At 59.7% G+C, this 20378-nt stretch carries 13 protein-coding genes; 11 read left to right on the top strand and 2 right to left on the bottom strand.

Going from position 1 to position 20378, the window contains the following annotated elements:
- Positions 1-858, top strand: an 858-nt coding sequence (locus tag HMPREF2724_RS01880) for a tRNA-guanine transglycosylase (RefSeq protein ID WP_070586880.1), incomplete at its 5' end; no start/stop codon positions are given.
- Positions 859-1026: 168 nt separating this feature from the next.
- Here HMPREF2724_RS01880 and HMPREF2724_RS01875 read toward each other — a convergent pair.
- Positions 1027-1725 (bottom strand): queuosine precursor transporter, encoded by a 699-nt coding sequence (locus HMPREF2724_RS01875; RefSeq protein WP_061920064.1) that lies wholly within the window; start codon positions 1723-1725, stop codon positions 1027-1029.
- A 319-nt stretch (positions 1726-2044) separates the two neighbouring features.
- Between HMPREF2724_RS01875 and HMPREF2724_RS13050 the strand changes: the two genes are divergently transcribed.
- From HMPREF2724_RS13050 to HMPREF2724_RS01830, 9 genes are all read left to right on the top strand, one after another.
- Positions 2045-2644, top strand: coding sequence for a hypothetical protein (locus HMPREF2724_RS13050; RefSeq protein WP_246818182.1), 600 nt, complete (start codon positions 2045-2047; stop codon positions 2642-2644).
- Positions 2644-5433 carry a VWA domain-containing protein gene (locus HMPREF2724_RS01865; protein ID WP_070586878.1) on the top strand — a complete coding sequence of 930 codons (2790 nt, stop codon included), beginning with the start codon at positions 2644-2646 and terminating at the stop codon, positions 5431-5433. The genes HMPREF2724_RS13050 and HMPREF2724_RS01865 overlap by 1 nt, the downstream gene beginning before the upstream one ends.
- Before the next feature lie 72 nt (positions 5434-5505).
- Positions 5506-9177 carry a tubulin-like doman-containing protein gene (locus HMPREF2724_RS01860; protein WP_070455661.1) on the top strand — a complete coding sequence of 1224 codons (3672 nt, stop codon included), beginning with the start codon at positions 5506-5508 and terminating at the stop codon, positions 9175-9177.
- Positions 9178-9256: 79 nt separating this feature from the next.
- A complete protein-coding gene (locus tag HMPREF2724_RS01855) occupies positions 9257-12037 on the top strand; it encodes a hypothetical protein (protein WP_141748300.1) in 2781 nt (926 codons plus the stop codon).
- Positions 12038-12051: 14 nt separating this feature from the next.
- Positions 12052-14292, top strand: a complete 2241-nt coding sequence (locus HMPREF2724_RS01850) for a SaeA-related protein (protein ID WP_070455660.1) — start codon at positions 12052-12054, stop codon at positions 14290-14292.
- Positions 14292-15839, top strand: a complete 1548-nt coding sequence (locus HMPREF2724_RS01845; protein ID WP_070455659.1) for a GAP1-N2 domain-containing protein — start codon at positions 14292-14294, stop codon at positions 15837-15839. The genes HMPREF2724_RS01850 and HMPREF2724_RS01845 overlap by 1 nt, the downstream gene beginning before the upstream one ends.
- A gap of 5 nt (positions 15840-15844) precedes the next feature.
- Positions 15845-16804, top strand: a complete 960-nt coding sequence (locus HMPREF2724_RS01840; RefSeq protein WP_070586876.1) for a hypothetical protein — start codon at positions 15845-15847, stop codon at positions 16802-16804.
- The gene (locus tag HMPREF2724_RS01835) at positions 16804-17817 is read left to right on the top strand and encodes a TRAFAC clade GTPase domain-containing protein (RefSeq protein ID WP_061920082.1); all 1014 of its coding nucleotides are present in this window, start codon (positions 16804-16806) and stop codon (positions 17815-17817) included. The genes HMPREF2724_RS01840 and HMPREF2724_RS01835 overlap by 1 nt, the downstream gene beginning before the upstream one ends.
- A complete protein-coding gene (locus HMPREF2724_RS01830) occupies positions 17814-18344 on the top strand; it encodes a hypothetical protein (RefSeq protein WP_235590978.1) in 531 nt (176 codons plus the stop codon). Before HMPREF2724_RS01835 ends, HMPREF2724_RS01830 begins: the two co-directional genes overlap by 4 nt.
- On the opposite strand, the gene HMPREF2724_RS01825 is transcribed toward HMPREF2724_RS01830, so the two are convergent.
- Positions 18331-19740 (bottom strand): hypothetical protein, encoded by a 1410-nt coding sequence (locus HMPREF2724_RS01825; RefSeq protein ID WP_061920085.1) that lies wholly within the window; start codon positions 19738-19740, stop codon positions 18331-18333. The genes HMPREF2724_RS01830 and HMPREF2724_RS01825 overlap by 14 nt on opposite strands.
- Positions 19741-19792: 52 nt before the next feature.
- Here HMPREF2724_RS01825 and HMPREF2724_RS01820 point away from each other — a divergent pair.
- Positions 19793-20378 (top strand): glutamate--tRNA ligase family protein (locus HMPREF2724_RS01820; RefSeq protein ID WP_246818181.1); only part of this gene is annotated, 586 nt, incomplete at its 3' end.

Genomic DNA, 20378 nt, shown 5'->3' with positions numbered 1-20378 from the left:
GAGCGTATGGCGCAGGTCGACGAGGATGGCGTGGATTTTAAGTCTGTTATCGATGGCTCGAAGCATCGCTTTACCCCAGAGGTTTCCATGCAGATTCAGCATGGTTTGGGCGCTGACATCATGTTCGCCTTTGACGAGCTAACCACGCTCATCGATAGCCGCGCTTATCAGGAAGAGTCGGTCGCGCGTACCCATCGCTGGGCGCAGCGTTGCTTGGATGAACACCACCGCCTGACCGAGGAGCGTGGCCCGCAAAAGCCGCGCCAATCCCTGTGGGGCGTGGTGCAGGGTGCGCAGTACGAGGACCTGCGCCGCCAAGCAACCCGCGGTCTGGTGGAGCTTTCCCAGGCTGCCGAGGCGAACGGCAAGCGCGGTTTCGGCGGCTTCGGCATCGGCGGCGCGCTGGGGAAGGAGAACCTGGGCACCATCGTGGGCTGGGTCTGCGATGAGCTGCCGGAGGATAAGCCGCGTCACCTGCTGGGCATTTCTGAGCCCGATGATTTGTTCACCGCGGTTGAGGCAGGCGCCGACACCTTCGACTGCGTTGCGCCTACCCGCCTGGGCCGCCGCGGCGGCGTGTACACGCTCGATGGCCGCCTGAACCTCAAGGGCGCGCGCTTCAAGCGCGACTTCACGGGCATCGACGAGGAGTTCGGCGGCTACGTCTCGGAGAACTACTCCCGTGCGTACATCCACCACCTGCTCAAGGCCAACGAATTCCTGGCCGGCACGCTGTGCACCATGCACAACCTTACCTTCATGATCCGCTTGGTGGACAACATCCGCGCCTCCATCGACGGCGGCTACTACGAGGCCTACCGCGACGAGTTCATGGGCCGCTACTACGCCGGCAAGTAAGCTACCTCCCTGCGCCCGCCGTCTCTTTTCCGCAAATACCCAGGGCTGGAACTGCAGACCTCCTGTTCGGCTTTTCTCGCGCTTGCCGACGCCGCCCTTTTCACCAGGAAGCTGCAGTTCCAGCCCTGGGTTTCTAGGGCTGGGTTTCTAGGGCTGAGTATTTGTGGGTTAGTTGCTGGGAACGTAGTCTTCGCGGGATTTAACCCACTTGATGACGATGGTGGTTAGCGGCAGCATGACCACCTCGATGAGGGTTTTCCACACGAAGCCGACCACTACGTAATTGAGAAAGCCGCTGAATGTGGAAATGCCGATGACTGGTGCGGCGATGATGCAGAACAACACAGTATCGCCGAGCTCGCCCACGACGGTTGAGGCGACCAAACGGCCGATGAGTCCACGTTCACCGGACTTTGCCTTCATGCGGGTCAGCGTGAAGGAATTGAGCAGCTGGCCCACTAAGTAGCCTGCCAAGGAAGCGGCGAGGATCTGCGGCACAAGGCCCAAGGTAGCGGCGAAGGCCTCTTGGCCTTCGTAGAAATCCGCCGCTGGCAGCCAAATCGCGATATAGAAGCACACCGCGGCCAGAATCGCCATGACGAATCCGATGTAGACCGCCCGCCGCGTGGACTTGAAGCCATAGCATTCGGACAGGACGTCGCCTGCGATATAAGCCAGCGGGAATAAGAAGAAGGCGCCGTCGGTGATGAGCGGACCGAGCTGGACGCCCTTTGTGGCATTGATGTTGGAAATGAGGAACGTAACGACGAACACCGTAACCAGCCACGGGTACAGCGTGGACTGTACCGGGATGAATCGGATGCTCTCGCCACTGGAAGTGGTTGCGGTTGCCGATTTTTCTGTCATGGGCAGTTATCTTGCCATGCCGTCTTATGGCGTTGTCTTATGGCGCTGTCTTATGGCCTGAGAAAACAGAAATGCTCACACATCTTAGGGGAGACTGGGGAATGATCCTCAAGGTAGATCCAGCGAGATATGTGCAGCTGAATCCGGCATTATCGATGTGGCGCTGGGGTAGTGGAGGGTAAATCCCAAGGAAGAGGCGAAATGAGGCCTTAAGTATGGCATTCTTTTGCTTGCAACACTTGTGCCTATTTTGTTCCCTTTGGTTTCCCTGGCCGCTCTCTTGGCTGGGGGAGCGCTATTTGAGAAAAGGTCATTAGTTATGACATTTGGTTCGCCTGGCTCATCGCCCCAGTTTGGTGGTCCGCGCCCCGGAGCGGGTAGCGGCCCCAACAACGGCCCTAACAATGCAGCCGGCCCGAGGTTCGGATTCCCAAGTTCCCCTAGCTTCGGTTCGCCGAATCAACCAGGAGGAAGCGCGCCGTCGTTTGGCGCAGCTGGCCCCGCACAAGGTGGCGGCCAGGGTTTTGGCGCACCAGATGGGCAGCCCAGCGCGCCGCGCAGCTCGCGCCCTGCCACCCCAGCCGCACCCACCAAGGGGCCGTGGCCTTTGCTCATCGCCGCTGGTGTGGCCGCTATTTTCTCCTTAATCGCGGTAATCGCCGCGCCATTGGCCTCCACTGCAACCCAAGGCCTTTTCTTTGGCTTGGCCATCGCGGGATGGGTGCTTGCCGGCATCGTCGCCTTTGTGCTCCTTGGCCTATACACCCTGCAAAATACTCGGCGCCAAGCGGAAAGCTTCTACATTGAGGACACGCGCCAGACGCTGGTCTACCGCCTCGTCATGATCGGCGGCTTCTTGCTTGTGATCGCTTCCGCGGTGGAGATCGCCTTCTACGTAGGAAAGGTGATGGGCGCCTAATGCGAAAACTAAATCGTCTCCTCGCTCTCAGCAGCACTGCACTGTTGTGCGGTTTCGCAGGTTCTCTGGGAGCTTCCGCGCAAGATGCGCCAGCGCCTGAGCAAGCACCAGCGCCCGAGGCGGCCCCGCCGGCAGAACAAGCCCCACCAGAACAAGCTCCACAGGATAAAGCACCGCAGGCCTCCGAGAGCAGCCTCTCTGAGGCCTCGCAGAAAAACCTAGCGGACTTTAGTTCGTGTATCGCGGATAAGAAATCCGCGGACCTGTTGTTCGTGCTCGACCAGTCGCAGTCCCTCATCGGTTACGAAGGCGAACCAGCCACCGATGGCTCCCACTTCCGTGTTGATGCCACCAAGGACATCGTCAATCAGCTGGCCAGCCTAGGCAAGGACGCCGGCGCGGATATCAATGTCAAGCTTGCCGGATTCGGTTCAGGCTATTACTCCGAGGCCGGCGAGTACGGCGGCTGGACCAATGTTTCCGGAAACGCCGGCGCCTTGGACAAGGAGATTGACGCTTTCCGCAACATGGAGCGCACCTCCGATCTAGAAACCGACTACGGTTTGGCCTACTCGGGCGCGCTCAAGGAATTCGGCGATCATGATGGCAGCGATTGCCGCGCCATTGTCTTTTTCACCGACGGCGCCTACGTGGGCGTTGAGACCGGCAAGGACAACGCAGCAGCCCGCAACATTTTGTGCACCCCGGATTCCACGGTGTCCGCATTCCGCCAGTCCAATATCCGCCTCTTCAACGTCGGTCTCGTACCGGCGCGCGATGCGAAGGAGCAGACGGAGCTTCTCACCGACCTGGCTGAAGGCGAGGGCTGTGGCCAAGGCGAACCCAACGGCGCCTTCTTCAACGGCGGTGAGGATCCCGCCGCACTGTTTGCAGCTTTCCGTAACCTCATTCCTACCTCCGGTGGCTTGAGCAAGGAAGGCACTTTCACCGAGCAATTCGATTTCTTCCTGGATAATTCGGTCGACCCAGTCCGCCTGTCCGCGGTTCCGAAGACCAGCGTAGAAGAAGGCAAGATCATTCCGACCCTCACCGGTCCTGATGGGCAAACGGTAGAGCTGAAGCCGGATACCAAGAAGGTCGCCGGCGCTGACGTGGAGATCACCACCAATGACCGACTGCCGGGCATGGTCGACGTCGCAATGAAGAAGGGCGGCGAAGGCTGGGCCGGCAAGTGGACCTTTGGCTACAAGCTGGAGGGCGGCGCCGAGGGCGAGTACCAGGCATCCATGGTGATGATTCCGGGTCTGAACCTCAACCTGCAGCGCGAAAACGGTGAGAAGCTAAGCGGCGGCATCAACTCCGACCAAGTTATTAAGGCACAGCTTGTCGACGGCGGCGGTGAGCCGCGCAAGCTCGAAGGCCAAGGCACGCTGCGCGCGGAGTTCGTCCCCGAAGAGGGCGAGCCAGTAACGCTTCTCGAAAACGCCCCGATCGTGGACGGCAACGCGGTGGATATCCCGTTGGACAAGGTCGAAAACGTTGCCGCGGGCAAGCTGGTGACCAGCGTGGACATCACCACGAAGGGCGTCGATAATCAGCCGGGCTCCAAGCTCAACCCCATCAAGAGTGAAACCCCGCTGACGATTACCCCGGTCAACATGCCCTCCGTCGGCTCGGCACAGGTGGTGTCGATGACGGAAAAGGAAGTCACCGTTGATGTTCCGGTAACTGGTCCGGGCAAGGTGTGGCTGGCGGAGCAAAGCTTCGGCGCTGACGAGGCCACTCTGCCGAAGGGCGTGGATGCGCTGAAGGTAACCTCGAAGCACGATTCCGCGGATAACGCGCTCGAGCTTGGTGAGGGCGAAGAGGCGACGCTGCCGATCACCCTTTCTGCAGAGAACATGGAAGACGGCGCTTTGGCTTTGAAGCCAGAGCTGAGCTTGCAGTCTGCGGAAGATAATCAGGAAGCGCAGCTGCCGCTGCAGCTGAAGGGCTCGATGACCACGCCTTTGAGCAAGAGTGCCTTCGGCCTGGCATTCGTGCTGGCGGTCCTTTTGGGCCTTTTGATTCCGCTGGCGGTTCTTTACTTCATGAAGTGGTTCTCCGGCCGCATCCCTGAGTCTCCGCGCATGTTCGCGAAGACGATTCCGGTCAAGAAGGAAGGCACGAGCCTCATCCGCACGGATACCGGCAAGCCGTTTGCGGTCTCCAAGGAGGAGTTCCAGGGCGCAGTGCCTGTCGACGCCGCGCCGCGCCGGGCAAATCTGGGCCTGTACGAGGCAAAGGTAAAGATGGGCCTTAGCCCATTTACTGCGGCCCATGTGGAAGTTGAAAGGGATGGCTCCATCTCCGGCAAGGGCAAGCAATCCGGTGGCCGCGCCATCTTGCCGCTGGCAGTTCAGAACAACTGGTTCTTCGTGGGCAACGCGAATGACAAGGAGCGCGGCGAGATCGTTTTGACGGTCGACACGATGGCACATGCCGAAAAGTATGACGAGCTTTCCGAGGAGATCAACCGCTCCGCACCGGTGCTCTTCGAGCAGGTGCAGTTCCCCGCGCCGAAGGAGCCTAAGGCTCCGAAGGGCCCGAAGGGAGAGCAAGGCGCACAAGGTGCACAGGCACCGCAGAACGCGCCGGGTGCTAACGCTCCAGTGCAGCAGTTCCCTGGCCAGCCGGGCCAGTTGCAGAAGCCGGGCCAACCAGGCGGCTTTGGCCAGCAAGGCGGCTTCGGTCAACCAGGTAGCCAGGGCGGCTTCGGCCAGCCGGGCAACGGGCCACGCGGCAACAACGGTGGATGGCCGCAGGGGCCTTCCTTCGGAAACAACTAGTCCGAACCAGAACGCAAGCAGAACGCACAAGTTGAACACTTAAAGAGACATCCCGAAAGGTTTTAAGAGCAGATGAAGAAGTTCCTCGTAGTTGGCTGCGGTGGCTCCGGCGCCAAGACCTTGGCTTTTATCATGGACCAGCTCAAGGCGGAGCTGCGCACCATCGATCCAGACATCACCGAGCTGCCCAAGGCGTGGCAGTTTGTGAACATCGATGTTCCCCTCGAAGAGGAGGCCGGCCCGCAGAAGCTGCCGAACGTTACCCAAAGCGGCGGTCAGTATGTGGGTATCGGCTCACGCCAGCATTACAACCAGTTCGATGCTGGTATCTCTGAAACGTTGGGCCGCTCCGGCAAGCTTGGTGAGATCGCCACGTGGGCTTCGCGTACGCCGCAATCGAATGACACAAAGCTTGCCGACGGCGCCGGCCAGTACCGCGCCATCGGCCGCATCCTGACCCTGCGCCACCTGAAGGACATCCGCAACGCATTGAACGCGGCGGTGTCTGAGATGTTTACCCAGGAAGCTATCCAGGAGCTCAACGAGCTCAATTACAAGCAGTCAAAGAAGCGCACCGATACTGGTTCCTCCGCGCCGGTTGTGCTGGTTGTTTCCTCCATGGCAGGCGGCGCAGGCGCTTCGATGTTCCTGGATGTCTGCCGCGTTCTGACCACCATCAAGAATCTCGATCCGACCAGCACGCTGGTCTTCATGTACACCCCGGAGATCTTCTCCGACAACAAGGCAGAGGACATGGCCGGCGCATGGCCCAACTCCCTGGCCATGTTCGGCGAGGTCGTTGCATCCCAGATGGGTAACTCCACCGCGCATGACCGCGCCATCTTCGAGGCCTTTGACATGGGCACCCCGCCAGAGGGCCCGACTTTCGGCCGAATCTTTCCCATCGGTTCCAAGATGGGCACCACCGGCTCCCGCTTTGGCGATGGCTCCGCGATGTCGATCTACCGCGGCCTGGGCCGCGCGCTGGCCGGTTTGATGGCCTCGACTCGTGCGTCTGACAACCTGGTCTCTTATGCGTTGACCAACACCCCATCCGGTGACGGCGGCCGCCGTTTCTTCGGTTGGGACCGTGATCAGTCCCAGGGCGGTACCCCGTGGGCTCGCCTGCCGTGGGGTTCGCTGGGTTATGCGCAGATTTCCATGGGCCGCGATCGCTTCGCCGAGTATTCCGCGCAGCGCCTGGCCCGTAGCTCCTTTGAGCGTCTGCTCAACGGACATCTCGATAAGGCCAACCCAGAGGCCGGCGAGATGCAGATTGCAAAGCGCCTTGATGAGCGCCTGCCGGGCCGCTTCCAAGACATGATGTTGGATCCGAGCTGGGCGATGGGCGGACCTATCGATCCGAACTCCGCGTATAACTGGCTGAACACCGTATTCGGCGGCATGGGCCAGCCAGCTGCCGAAAACGCAGCGCGCAGCCTGCGTAATTTCATCCCGGTAGGGGAAGGGCGCAACGTTAACGAGTGGCGCGCAGAGCTCATGCAGAACCTGAGCGATCCACAGAACCAGCAGTACATCGCGGGAATGCTCCAACAGGCGGCGTATGACACCACCTATCGCTTCGCTAACTTCTTCTCAGACAAGGTCTTGAGCACGGTCGAGGGCGAGTTGGCGGCAGTGGGCCTGCCTTATGTTCGCGAGATGCTCGATCGCGTCAAGGACGTCTTGGCCAGCGGCGACCGCCTGCAGCCGCAGCTTAATGAGTTCTCTAATTCCTTCCAGAACTTCGCCGTGCTTGCGCTTCCGCAAGGCGCGGAGCCGATCCTTAGCCCGCTGACCGGCAAGGGTCAGATGACGGATCCAACGCCGACTGTCAACGCTCTACTGGGCCTTTATCACCAGCAGTTCTATCACTACATCCTGTTGGCTACGGCGCATATTCTGCAGGACGTTCTGCAGGATTACGTCGACGAGAACCTCTTCCATCTGCAGCGTGAGCTTGGCGACGCCCATGAGGTGCTCGAGAAGGCGGCACAGTCACGCCCGGAGACCAACAAGCTGGCAGACGTTCGCACCAACGAGGTCAACGCCTGGCCGGAGGAAGTAGACGAGATCGTTGAGTCTCGCTTCAAGGGCGCGGAAAACGAAATCATGTTGACCGACGTCAACGCGTTTATCACCGACTACCAAACCCAGATGTTGCGCACCATTCAGGGCCAGCAGTCCACTGCCGATGTACAACATTACGATCAGGCTTACCCATTCGCGGTGCGTGCGGTCATTCGCGGCGAGTGGGATTCGCTAGATGCCAACAAGGCACCGCGGGATACGCTGGCGCCGCAGAAGCGCACCAACGATGAATACAGCAACCGTGCAGGTTGGGTATCCAAGCACCTATCGCAGCATCCGCAGACCGGGGAGCGTCGCGAGTCCCAGCGCGCACAGTACCGTTCGCGCATCCGCCCGGCAGATCTGCTGGAGCGCTCCCGTGCGTGGATTAACCGCCGCGACTATGAGTTCTACAAGTTCAACTCCGTGGATCTGCGCAGCTACCTGACGCTGACCCCGGATATCAACGAGGTGGAGCACTCCCAGCGCATTGACCGCTTCGTCAGCGCCTTCCAGATGGCGCTGAGCTACGCCCGCCCGTTGGCTGCCGTGTCCAGCGACATGGTCCAGCGCATCCACGGCAAGGACGTGCAGTACACCTACTCCTTCTCTGATATTCCTTTCGAGGCTTTGGGCAGCGAAGAAACCGGCATCGTTCCACGCCTGAGCGAGCTGCTTTCTACGCCTTCTATTGACGAGCCATCGCAGGTGGCGTTGCGTAACTCGCTGAACATGTCCGAGCAGGTACAGCACATCGAGATCTTCGGTTCCTACCCGAACTACTCGCCGATCGTATTTTCTTCCATGTTCGGCTACATCGCCGAGGACATCGATAAGCAAGAAAACTTCGATGGTTCCTACTGGTCGGAGCGTCGTACCCGTCCGCTCGCGGCGGCTCTGCCGCTGACTGAGACCGAGCGTCAGGCCATGGTGGCAGGTTGGATCATCGGCCGCATTACCGGCCGGATCCACATCTCCAACCCGGATTCCGATAACGCCGCGGCACATATCTACGACGACACCGCCAATGGCGTAGGCGATTGGGTACCTTTCCCGAACCCGATGCTGATTTCCCCGCGCCGCATGGTTAAGAAGTCCGACTGGATGTCTTCCGTGCTTGAGTCCATCTTCATCGCGTACGCGAGGGTACAAAAGAACGGCGCATACGGCTTTGCCTCTTCCTTGTACCCGTACCAGTTGCTGCGCGGGCTTTACGACGACGGCCAGGACTTTGCGCACTCTGGTGCTTCGACGCACCCACTGGTCCACCGTCTGGCGGCCTTCCTGCGTGATGGCACCGTGCCGGGCCGCGGCGTCGTCGGCTCCAGCATCCAGGATCGTTATGAATCCTTCGTTGCGGAGCTCGATAAGTTCGTCCGCGGCGCTGATCACTTCATTCCGGGTGGTATGAATTCTCTGCCGGGCCAAGGCATGGATGACAAGCCATTTGCAAACATTCGCCGCCGCGACGTCGCCTCCGCTACGCCGTACTACCGCGACCTGGCGCCGGACGTCGTCGTCATGGCGCAGCGCATCCGCGATTTGCTGGGCCAGGCAAAGACTGTCGCTGAAACGCCCGATACTTTTGAGGCTCCCGCGAGCCGGGATTCTTCCAGCCAGACCCCGCGCTTTGAGCCTGAATTCAACCTCACCGACTTGGATGACACCTTCTAATGACTAACGTACTGTTCTTTGGACACGGCGCCACGGCCGATGAGATTCGTTCCCGCCTTTCGACCTGCGAGCTGTTGGCTTGCTGCAGAACTTCATGTGGGTGGACTACACCCAACCGACGTCGGCAGCCGCAGTGCGCTTCTTCGACGCCGAGGGAAACCCACGTATTGCCACTCTCGACGAGTCTCTGCGCAACCACGAAGGCGATATGCTCCTCGTGGTCATCGATACGCTGGATGAAAGTGATTCCTTGCAGCCAGACGCTTTGTCGCGGTGGGCGGCGGCCGTGGATTCGCGCATCGTCCAGGCCTCGAACCAGCGCGTTCGCCTGTTGCTGACCACCTTGCCTTTGCAGCCGGCACACATTGAGCCGCTGCAGGTGTGGGAGAACCTGGTGCTTTCCCCAGAAGAGGGCGGCACTCCTTCCGCTTCGCATATTCGCCCCATCATGCGCAGCGAAGATGGCTTTGCCTTGGCACAGTTCGCAGCTCCTGCCGTGGCATCCATCTTCGGCCTGTGGCGCGGAATGCAGGAGGCAGCTGTATTCGAGGCCGAATCGGGCCGGCTGATGGAAACCGGCAACTGGGAAAACTTCCGTCTCGTGCGTGCTTTCCACCGCACTATCGATGCCAGCGAGGTCGAAAATGAGGTCAAGGACCGAGTATTCAATCCGAATAATCGCCTGCCGCGTACCCGCGTGAATAACACCAGCTACACCGAGCACGCTACCGATCCGAACGCGCTTACGCAGCACTACGCGGATACTCTCTTTCACGCTTTTGGTGGCAGCCTGATTTCCCAGGAAATCCCGCTGGAGACCCCGAAGACGCAGAAGATCGGCGCGTGGGCTGCGCTGCGCGATAACCTGCGCCTGTACTGGGCCACCGTCATCGGCAAGCCGCAGGATTGGGTCAACGACCGGCGCGGTGCCGTAAACAGCGCAACCGCCTCGTTCCTGCAGAATCTTCTCTATGGCCGCAATTCCAACATGGAGGTGGTTTTGGATGGCCATTCCGGCAAGGGCGAGAATGCTGTATCCATCGCACAGATGCAGCAGAAGAATAACCGGACGCTGAATGAAGCCCAGAAGGTCCAATTCGACGTTGGTGATACCCCGCAGCTGGCTGGCATGTGGGAGGCCTATCATGACTTTGCGCTGGGCTTAGTTGATGGCCAGTGGAAGGAAAACGCCAACTTCGCCCCGCCGAAGGGCAATAACCAGGACGTACTCATTGTCCAGCACGGCAAGCAGTCCGTGCCCGATGTCAGCCAATCCTTCCGTGGTTTCCACCCACTGATGAACCGCACGGTGGGCTATGAAAACGAGGCGCAGGCAACGATTGCACCTTTCGATCCACTCGCTGCGGAGAAGTTCGCGGCTGACCTGGAGTGGACTAGCCAGAGCACACAAAACACTGAGATCAACCGTAAAAAGCAGCAGTTCGCGGCATGGCGTAACCAGCACCAGGAAACCTTCGCATGGAAGGTCGGCTCTGGTTTGGCCGCAAGCCTGCACTCCGCGCGCCAGCGCGAGGCGCACTTCGAGGACGTCGCCCGCCAGCTCAGCGAGGAAGCCAAGGGCTTTGCCGAGCGTGACTTCAACGCTGAAAACCGCAAGCTGACCACCAAGCTGCGCGCCATGTGGGGCGTGCTAGGCGCGATTTTGCTCGTGCTCATTTACCTGTGCATCTCGCATTACAACAGCGACTTGCGGATCTGGGATTCCATGCCCACCCTGGACTGGAAGTGGACCACCTTCGGCGTCATTGTTTCCATCGCCTTGTTCCTGGTTTGTTCCTGGCTTGCCTTCACCAAGGCGCAGCGCGAAATCTACGATTACGTGCAAAGGCAAAAGCTCAATCGCCAGAACCAGGAGATTGCCGCGCGCAACATCGTGCTGGCAGCGGGAGACATCGACCGCAACATCAATGCATACGGTCAGTTCCTGAGCTGGTCTTCAGTTCTGGGTCGCGCAATCTATGCGCCATTCGGCTTGAAGTCCACCACCAGCGACCACCTGCGCACCCCGGAATCCGGCTTGCCGGATAACGCGCGTATCGGCAAGGCAAAGGTCACCGACGATGAAACCAGCCGCATGGCCGAGGGAATTCGTTCCCACGTTTTCTCTGAGGCCTGGGCTCATAAGTCTTTGCGTGGGCTCGTGGATTACATGAATTCTGTCTTCGAGCGTCACCAGGTGGGCAACGGTTCTATCCAGCCGAGCGCCATGTGGGGCATGCGCGGCCAGTATTCGAAGTCGCCGCTGGACATGATCGCTCGCAACCTGGATCACCCAGCGATGGCGGATCGAGATTTGAAGCCGCAGGTCTGGCACAGTGCGATTACCAATCCACAAATGACGGGCAGCATGCAGCAGTTCCTGTCCAAGGTGACCTTCTTGGACGATAATCGCAGGCAGGAGCAATCCACCCAGCAGTTCATGGCGGGTATGAGCGAAGAAAAGGGCGCTATGCAGGCCTTCAGCAATGAATCGCTGACCACGTTGGGCGCTTCCGATGGATACACCGAGATCGATCCTTCCCGCACTCGCATCATCGAGGTCGATAGCAATACCGCGCTAACCAGCCAGCTTTCGCGTTCTTTGACCGTGGTGCAGTTCGGCCGCATCACCGATTTCAAATACTTGCTGCCAAAGGAAGCGCAGCCGGAGACGGAAGCTGCTTTACCTTCCTTCGCAGATGCGCTCAGTGGACTGGACGAAACCGACCACATGGACTCTTTCAACAATGCTTCGCAGGTGCAGCCGGGCCGCCACAGCGCCGGCGAGGGTTCCACCGGCTTTAGCTTTGGCCGCCACAGCCAGACGCCGTCGCTCGATGACTTGGACGAGACGTTCTAGGAGCAATCACCAAGATGACGCAATCACCCAAGATTACGGATATTCCGCTTTCGCAATTACTCCCGCTGCACGATTTGGAGCAGGTCTCGGCCGAGGACGTGCGTCGGCACATTGCACCGCAGTACGGCGAGTTTGCAGAACAAATCGCGGCGGTATTCAACGGCAGCGCCGTTGCGCATCCGGAACTTAACGCGGCCAATCTCAACCCGCAGCCGCCTGCTCCGGAGCCCCAAACGGGCGCCACCCTATCCTCCTTTGGAACTTCGGAGATCAAAGACATGAGTCCCAAAAAAGAAGACCCACAGTCGCCACAGCCTGGTAACAAGGACATCGACTGGGCAGCGGAGCTAGCCAAGCTCAAGGCCAAGGAGAACGTACGTACCCAGGTCAACGAGGACGATTACACCAACCTGCCGGCAGATGCATTCAGCGCGCCTTATAAGGGCAAGCAGCCAGAGGGTTGGGTAGTGCCTGAGATGCACGCTGTGGTCGAGGTCCCGGAAACCACCGATGCAGCGGCAGAAGCAGAAGAAGATCCTTATGGCTACGAGCAGCCGGCAGAGGATAATTCGGACGTCCGCCACCCGGTGCGCATTTGGTGGGAGCCGGTTTCTGCGCAGCCGGGAGAACTGGTTTTCTACCGCGTCGTTGCCGATGACCGAGAGATGATTGCCTCGCCGGAAGCAGGCGAGACATTGATGATTACCCGCGGCACCGCTTACCGCGACATGGATCCGGGTGCGGCCGGTCTGCGCCACTATGCGGTGTGGGCTTATAAGGGCGCCGATCTGGGAGAAGCGATTAGCAGCCAGCCGCTGTTTATGGGCGAGACGGCAGTAGTCTTCCCGCCGGTCAACGTCAAGGTGACCACCATCAAGGGCGCAATCCAGGTCTCTTGGGACTTGCTGGAGGGCCATGAGGCCGCCGTCGTTTATGCATGCAAGGACACCGAGCGCGACTTGCTTTCCCCGCGGTTTGAGCAGGACATCGAAAGCAGTGGGCGTAAGGCCACCATCCGTGTGCAGGAGGCGGGCCAGACCATGGTTGTCTCCTTGCTCGGCCAGGCGCAGTTCCGCGATGGCAGGTTGACCAGCGCGAATGAGACGGTAGTGCAGCATTCAGTGAAGCTGGCCAGTGAGTTGGAGAAGATGTCGCTTACGCGCTGTGAGCGGGAGAATTCCGATGGCCACGACAACATCGAGATTGAGTGGAACTCGCCGAAGACGGGCGAAGTCAAGATTTATCTGACCCCGCACGCCCCACGTCCGGAGCTGCGCACCAAGGCCATCGATAAGTCTTATGTGGAAAACGCGTTTGCCGACGCCGTGACTGAAACGCGAGGCGCAACCCCACCGGATTCCGTGCAGAACACCACGATGCCGTGGCCTTCTGATTGGTACGAGGTTTATGTCACCCCGGTCAACTTCAACGAGGCCGACGCATGGGTCGGTGAGTCGCGCGTTCTGCAGCGTGTGCTGCCCATCGGGGAGGATGAAGTGCGGCTTATCGAGCGCGTGGATAGCCAGTTGATTTCCTTCACCTGGCCGCGCGGCGCCACGATGGTGGAGTGCACGACCAACAGCGGCACTACCACGGTGCGCGAGGAGGAATACGAGTTGCAGGGCGGCATTCGCCTGAAACTCGAGCGCCACAGTGACGTCGTGCGCCTGCGCCCGTTTGCCATGTTTGCGGGTAAAAGAACTGAGGCCCGCGAACAGGTCATTGAATACCCCGGCCTGCGCACGGTGACTTATGACTTCCACTATGACTTCAGCACCCGGCAGCTTGGCGTGTACCTGTCCAGCCTGGACATGGGCGATAGGCGCCCATTTTCTTGCCAGGTGATTTATAACCCGGTGCGCCTGCCGCTGTTTGCTGAGGATGGTGTGCCGTTGAAGCTGTCTGGCATGAACACGGACCGCTACACCAGCCAGGGCCTGCACCAGGGCACTTTTGAGCAGCCTGATTTCATCGTGGACTTAGACCAGCGAACCTGGAACGGCGGCTATGTTCGCCTGTTTGCGGTCGAAGACTTTGCTACGGGTGATTTTTCCGCGCAATCTTTCAACCCTGACTTCGGCCACGACTTCAGCTTGGGCCAGCAGGGCAGCTTCGATTCTGATTCGGCGTCGCAGTTCAATGCCACTGATAGGACGGTCGTGGTAGAAAGCGGCGTCGCCCAGCGCTTGCGCTTTGACCCATTGCCTTCCCCGCAGGATGGCGCGCAGAACTTCCAGCAAGGAGGGCAGTATTAATGGCGGGTGCTTTTAGCTTTGCATCCTTCTCGCGCGGCAACGGTCGGGCAGGCGGCTGGGGAGTGGGCGCAGTAAGCGGGGATATTTCCCAGGAGCAGCTGCAGGAGCTGGTTAGTTTTGTCCCAACGAGCTTGAACAGCGGTGCGCCTATCCCGGACTTTCCTTCGGCTCAGGAGCGCGCGGAGCTGGTGCGCCGCACTGCGGTATTCACGCTGACCGAGGAGGGCGAGCAATGGGTCACCATGGTCTCCGTTCCCGCCGGCATCGACGCCACGGGCCGCGGCGGCAACGTCTTTACCTATACCGCGGTTTCAGACGGGGGAGTGCCGCCCGCACCGGCGGACGTGCTGTATTCGCCGGATGTGCCGACGCCTTTTTCAATCTTTGAAGTGGACAAGGTGGAGATCCCGGAAAAGATTTCGCGTAAAGGTCCGCTTGCGAGCGATGCGCTTATCGACGACTTCTTGGCCGGCGAATTCCGCAGCCCTGCCGCGTTGCCAACGCCCTTCAAGTCCGTAGTGCCGCATAACGACGCCGCCTATAACGCGCGCTTGGTAGAAGCGATGGCGAAGGTGCTTTCTTCGAAGAAGAAAACTCTCGTCATCCTGGTGGCGCCCGAAAACCAAGCGGCCTTTTGGGTTGCTGCCGCAGCCCGCGAGGTAGGCGAGCCGGGATTCGGATTCTCTACCTTTGAAAAGCCGGCCGCCATAGCTGAGCTTCCACTGGGCACTTCGACCATGGTGGTGGTTCCTGAGTCCGAAAAGTTGCGTCTTTTCGAGCTGACCAAGGCCCGCGCTATTCCTGGCAATCCGGTGATCTTCGAACTGGGCGAGCCACTGCCGGACTTGAGCGCCTACGAGGGCGCCGGGGAAGTAGCGTCGGCGCCGACCCCAGCACCGGAAGCAGTAGAGCCAGAGGCGAGCTCGCCTTTTGTTGACGAACCCGCACAATCTGTGGCCGAGCCGTGGGCTGAGTCGCCGGCTGCAGCTGCCGCAGACTTGTCGGCTGCGTCGCAGGTAAACCCTTTCAGCGAAAGTGCGCAATCTGCGCCACGGGGCGAGGAAAACGGGGCATCGCCAGGCATCGCGCAAACGGAGCCTGCACCGACCGCAGCAGCTGCAGCGGCCCCTGCGGCGCCGGGTGCGAACGCCGTTGTTCCGGGGCTTACCTCAGATGAACTGGAACAGCTGCGAGACTTCGATCCAGCTTGGTGGATGGGTTACCTGAAGAAGCATCGGGGGCGTGCTATTCACTTTGCGCTGCTGCATCCTTCCTGCTTCCCCGAGGGAACGCGGGTCTTTGCGCTGGCGGCAGCATTGGCTTCTTGGGTGAAATATTTTCCGGCCGATTATAACTTCCTAGTTTCGCAGGCTTTGGGCGGCATCGACACGGCGTCGCTGGATCAAGCGCGTGCACTCACTATCGAAAGATTTGCGCCTGTTATCCAGCTTGAGGAACGGCGGAGTGCGGCGACTGGTGAATTAGGACGTTACTTGGGCGGGATTTTTGCAGAAATCAAACGAGCACACGGTTTCACGGAAAGTTAAAGACAATGGCTAAATACACTTTGAAAGACGGGGAATCTCGTCACCTTACAATCACTGACACCATTCGCGTCGAGGCTTTCGAAATCGGTGCGGGTGGCGCGCAGGTTGAACTCGCTATCGTGCCCGAGGGGGTGGATTACACCCGCGTAGATGACCTGCTGCTCATCGTGCATGCGGTTACACAGGATGCGACGATCCAGGTGCGCCCGAAGGGCTTCGGCACCTTTGGTTTGCGCAGCGAGATTCGTTTGAATATCAGCAACGGTGAGGACACCGTGAGCTTCCCGCGCGTGCTTATCGACGGCGCGGAAGATAGCCCCGAGCGTCTCGCCGAGCTGCAGGTTGAGGACCAGCAGCTGCGTATTTCGGCCTTTGGTTCTTCCGAGGGTGCAGGAATCACCGATTCGGCGCGCGAGGTCCGCTCTAAGATGCGCCGCGCGGCGCTTGATGACGCTGAGCTGGCCGATGCCATCGCGGTTATCGATAGCTCTGCTTCCATGCAGGTCAATACTTCCGATGGTGCTATCGAGCTGGCGGCGAAGTACATCAATGCCCTTGCGGATTCCTTCACGAACTTCACCGCGACCGATGGGCAGGAACGTACCGCTGGTCATACCGTAAGCGAGCTGCAGAGCTTTATCACTGGTGCTATCGATGCCGGTGCTGATCGCGTGGGGCGCCGCCAGTGGAAAGGACATGACTTACATGAATCTTCCTCGCTGTTTATCTATGTAACCGACAGCCCTACTGCCGCGATGCTAAGCGGTGAAAAGCCCGCCGTGGTGATTGTGGTTAGCCCGATTGCCGAGCAGGAAGTTGAACTCGCTCGCGCAAGTGCAGGCGAGCACCCGGTGGCATTCGTGGTGATTGACCGAGACGACGTCGATAAGCAGCGCAGCGCATTCAACAGCGATCTTGCGCGCCTATCCGATGAAGTGGCAGCGATGCTCAAGGAGGAGTACTAATGACCAGCACCGCCGCATGCCCGTGGACTTTCCGTCCACTGGAAAAGGGCGCTACCGAAAGCCCATATAACAACCGCGAGCTGTTGCCGGACTGGACGGAATCCGTGACCCACTGCGTGGCCATGGCCGGCGCGCGTAACTCCGGCAAGTCGCTGTATACCGCAGTGATGGTCAAGCAGCTCAAGCAGCTTGCGCACAAGCACGATCACTCCGTGCTGGCGGCCGATGAATCCACGGCGCAGCGCTATGCGGAAAAGTACGAAAATCCGCTCTTTAAGGAAATGCAGAGCATGGAGCCCACCCCGAGCGCCGTGGCCACCGATGCTTATCAGCGTGACCCGCTGATCTTTGATCTGGGCCGTTGGCCAGATGCCGAAGGCGTAATGCGTACCAATTATCTCGTCTTCCGCGACGTTGCCGGCGAGGACCTGGAGAACCTGCCGGAGCGGGAAGAAGACCGCGAGGCGCTGTCCTTCTTCAAGTACGCCGACCTGGTTATCTTCCTGTTTGACCCGCTGCGTGAGCGACAAATCCGGGACTACCTGCACGGACTTGTTCCGGACTTTGGTGAGCTCGGTGCCGAGCCCACGCAGGTGCTGGAAAACCTCATCACGCTGATGGGAACGGAGTGCCCGCCGCCGCTGGCAGTTACCATCTCCAAGTTCGATACGCTGCAGAAACTGGAGCATAACCCGAATACGCCGTGGGCCAAGATCATGGGCAACGCGGGCGCTGCCTTCCGCCGCGATACCGGCTGGAACTTCCACTTCGACGATTCCTACGTCCTGCACCAGGAAGTGGACTCCTTGCTGCGCTACCTGGAAGCCTTCGACCTCATCAACATGGTCGCCAACGTCAGCAAGAACGGATACCGGTACTTCGCGGTCTCCGCTCTAGGCGAGGCGCCGACAGGCCGGCACCTAGCACGCAGTGGCATCGCACCTTTCCGCGTGCTGGACCCAATCCGTACGCTGCTTAGCGGCTACGGCGTATTTGGAAAGGATGTCCAGTGACCTTCGGTACGCCCAACGGAAACCAGCAATTTGGGGTTCCTTCCCAAAGCGGTGCTGGCGGAGCACAGTTTGGTTCCCCAGCGATGCCGGTCAGTGACTACCGCTATGGGCAGGTTGCAGACCAACAGAAGGCGGCGCGCCGGGCCGCCGATATGTCCGCCTGGCGGGCGCCGTGGGCGCTACAGATCGCTGCGCTTTTTGTGCTGGGAATCTCGGCCTACATCGTCTACTACGTATTCGAGCTCGTGGCCTCCGAGCGCGTTCCCGAACACTTGAACCGCATCGAGCGCCTAGCCACTGAGCTGGGCGTGGGGCTTTCACTCGTGGTGCTCGCGCTGTGCGTGCTCATGGTCTATACGCTGCATGCCCAGCACAAAGCGCGAATCTGGCTGACGGTCATCCTTGCCATTGTGGTGTTGATGCTCGTGTTGCCACATGTCTGGCCCATTTCCTTGGCAGCAATGGTAACCATCGTGCTGCTGTGGCTACCAGGCAACAAGGAATGGTTCGGCTTTAAGCCTTCTTAGCCAATGCCGCGAGTGCCTCCTGATTGTTCGCCGTATTAAACAGCTCATAGGCCACGCGGTACTTCTCACGTGCGGTGACAGTATCGTTCGCGGAGGTATAGCGATCCCCCAAGAGCTCAACGACTTCAGCCAAGGCGTTGAAATCTAGGGGGCTGCGCGCCGAGGCGATGGGGTGGCGGCTTAGAAAGTCCATCAGGACCTGGGTGGACTTAAACATGTTTTCTGCCTCCGTGCGCAGCGTCTCGGAGAACAAGACGGTCCAGCGTGCGGCGATGGGCAGCTCCGTGTACTTGAGTGCGTTGACGTACCGTGAAGCCAAGATGTCGTGCGCTTCATCGCGGTCATTGTCGATGAGGAAGACCTCGACCTTGCGCAGCAGCATTTCTAGCTCGCGGGCTTCATTGCCGTTGCGGGAGTATTCCTTAGCCGCAAGGCCGTAGAAATCAGCTGCGGTTTCGCCCGTGGTATCGGTATTGTTTCCGGCCGCATCAGCGTAAAAGCGTGCCAGCATTCCCGCAGGCAGCGTGGCATATTCGGGGCTGAGGTGGTACTTGCGCAGGATCTCGTTGCTCTTGTTCGCCACGTGGCTGCGCGTCGCAAAGGAAGGGCACGCCCACAGCGCGCCGACAGCGGATTCGAGGAGGATAGACAGCGCCTTCGCGAGGGCGGAGTTTGGGTTCGGCACCGCGCTGACCGGGGAAGCCGGAAGCGAGTCTTCCTCGCTGAACGCAGCGAGCTGGACTTGGCGGTTGATGTCGACGAATTCCTCGCTGTGCTCTTTGACGTTCTCACGCTTGGCAATCTCGAGGCGGTCACGCAGCTCGTTTAGCTGCTCTTCGAGGGTGCCGGTTCGCTCGCGCTCTTCCGGTTCTTCTGGCTCTAGCTCTGCTGTTTCTTCTGCTTCGGCTGCTTGTGCTTGCTGGGCGGCTAATGCTTCCTCGGCGGCGCGCTCTTGCTCGGCGATGTTCTGCAGCTTTATCAGTTGGGCGTCGTCTCCTGCCTGGGCAGCTTTCTTGGCGTATGCCCATGCCTTCTCGGAGTCTTGTAGAGCATCGTAGTAACGGGACGCGAGCCTAAAGCCGCGGCTGGTGATGGTCGGATTACCAGCTAAGGCGCCGAGGCTTGCGATGTGCAGCGCGGACTGGGCCGCTGCGGGAGAGGACGGGTCCTGCCAGATAAGCAGGAGCATGAATGCATTGAGCAGGTCAGCGGTAGGCGTTACGTCCTCAGCTGAGCCCACGAATTTATCGTCACCGATGACTTGGCTTAAAAGTGCGCCGATTTCCTTTAATTCCGCTGCGGGAAAAGCGGTGTCGTTGTCGTAGCTTTTCGCAATATCCAAAAGCGCGGTGGCACGTTGAGCATCGAGAATAGGGTAAGTCACATCGGTAGGCATGGGGCAGATTTTAGTGCAGGAACATATAAATTTCGCTCGTATACTAGATTCCATGGATTCTCACACCCACGCTGGACGCTACGCCCCGAGCCCTTCGGGGGATCTCCACTTCGGAAACCTCCGCACAGCCCTTCTGGCATGGCTTTTTGCGCGTTCTTCAGGGCGGCGCTTTGTGGTGCGAATCGAGGACATCGATAAGCAGCGCTCCTCGCTTGATGCAGCGCAGCGCCAATTGGAAGATCTGGCCACGCTCGGAATCGACTGGGATGGCGAGGTCATCTACCAGCAGGATAGGGAAGCCGCCTACAGCGCGGCCTTGGAGAAGCTGCAGTACTATGAGTGCTTCTGTTCGCGCAAAGACATTCAGGAAGCCGCGCGCGCCCCGCATGCCATCCCCGGGCAGTATCCGGGCACCTGCCGCTATCTTGATGAGGGAACCAAAGCGCAAAAACGCGGCGAGCTTGCCGCGCAAAGCCGCGTGCCATCGCTGCGGCTGCGTGCGGAAACAAATCAGTTCACCATCCAGGACAAGCTGCATGGCAATTACACAGGCGACGTCGACGATTTCATCTTGCGGCGCGGCGGCCAGGTTACCGATATTGATAATCCAAAGACGGACTGGGCTTATAACTTGGCGG

This window comes from Corynebacterium sp. HMSC071F07 (genome assembly GCF_001810285.1).
Taxonomy (GTDB): domain Bacteria; phylum Actinomycetota; class Actinomycetes; order Mycobacteriales; family Mycobacteriaceae; genus Corynebacterium; species Corynebacterium simulans.
Note: the sequence above shows the minus strand (reverse complement) of the source record. Positions and strands in the feature narration are given on the sequence as shown.

Bases quoted from the DNA above. Each gene is read 5' to 3' on its own strand.
- HMPREF2724_RS01835 (WP_061920082.1), top strand. From the start codon at position 16,804: ATGACCAGCACCGCCGCATGCCCGTGGACTTTCCGTCCACTGGAAAAG.
- HMPREF2724_RS01850 (WP_070455660.1), top strand. From the start codon at position 12,052: ATGACGCAATCACCCAAGATTACGGATATTCCGCTTTCGCAATTACTC.
- HMPREF2724_RS01825 (WP_061920085.1), bottom strand. From the start codon at position 19,740: ATGCCTACCGATGTGACTTACCCTATTCTCGATGCTCAACGTGCCACC.
- HMPREF2724_RS01840 (WP_070586876.1), top strand. From the start codon at position 15,845: ATGGCTAAATACACTTTGAAAGACGGGGAATCTCGTCACCTTACAATC.
- HMPREF2724_RS01875 (WP_061920064.1), bottom strand. From the start codon at position 1,725: ATGACAGAAAAATCGGCAACCGCAACCACTTCCAGTGGCGAGAGCATC.
- HMPREF2724_RS01865 (WP_070586878.1), top strand. From the start codon at position 2,644: ATGCGAAAACTAAATCGTCTCCTCGCTCTCAGCAGCACTGCACTGTTG.
- HMPREF2724_RS13050 (WP_246818182.1), top strand. From the start codon at position 2,045: ATGACATTTGGTTCGCCTGGCTCATCGCCCCAGTTTGGTGGTCCGCGC.
- HMPREF2724_RS01860 (WP_070455661.1), top strand. From the start codon at position 5,506: ATGAAGAAGTTCCTCGTAGTTGGCTGCGGTGGCTCCGGCGCCAAGACC.
- HMPREF2724_RS01845 (WP_070455659.1), top strand. From the start codon at position 14,292: ATGGCGGGTGCTTTTAGCTTTGCATCCTTCTCGCGCGGCAACGGTCGG.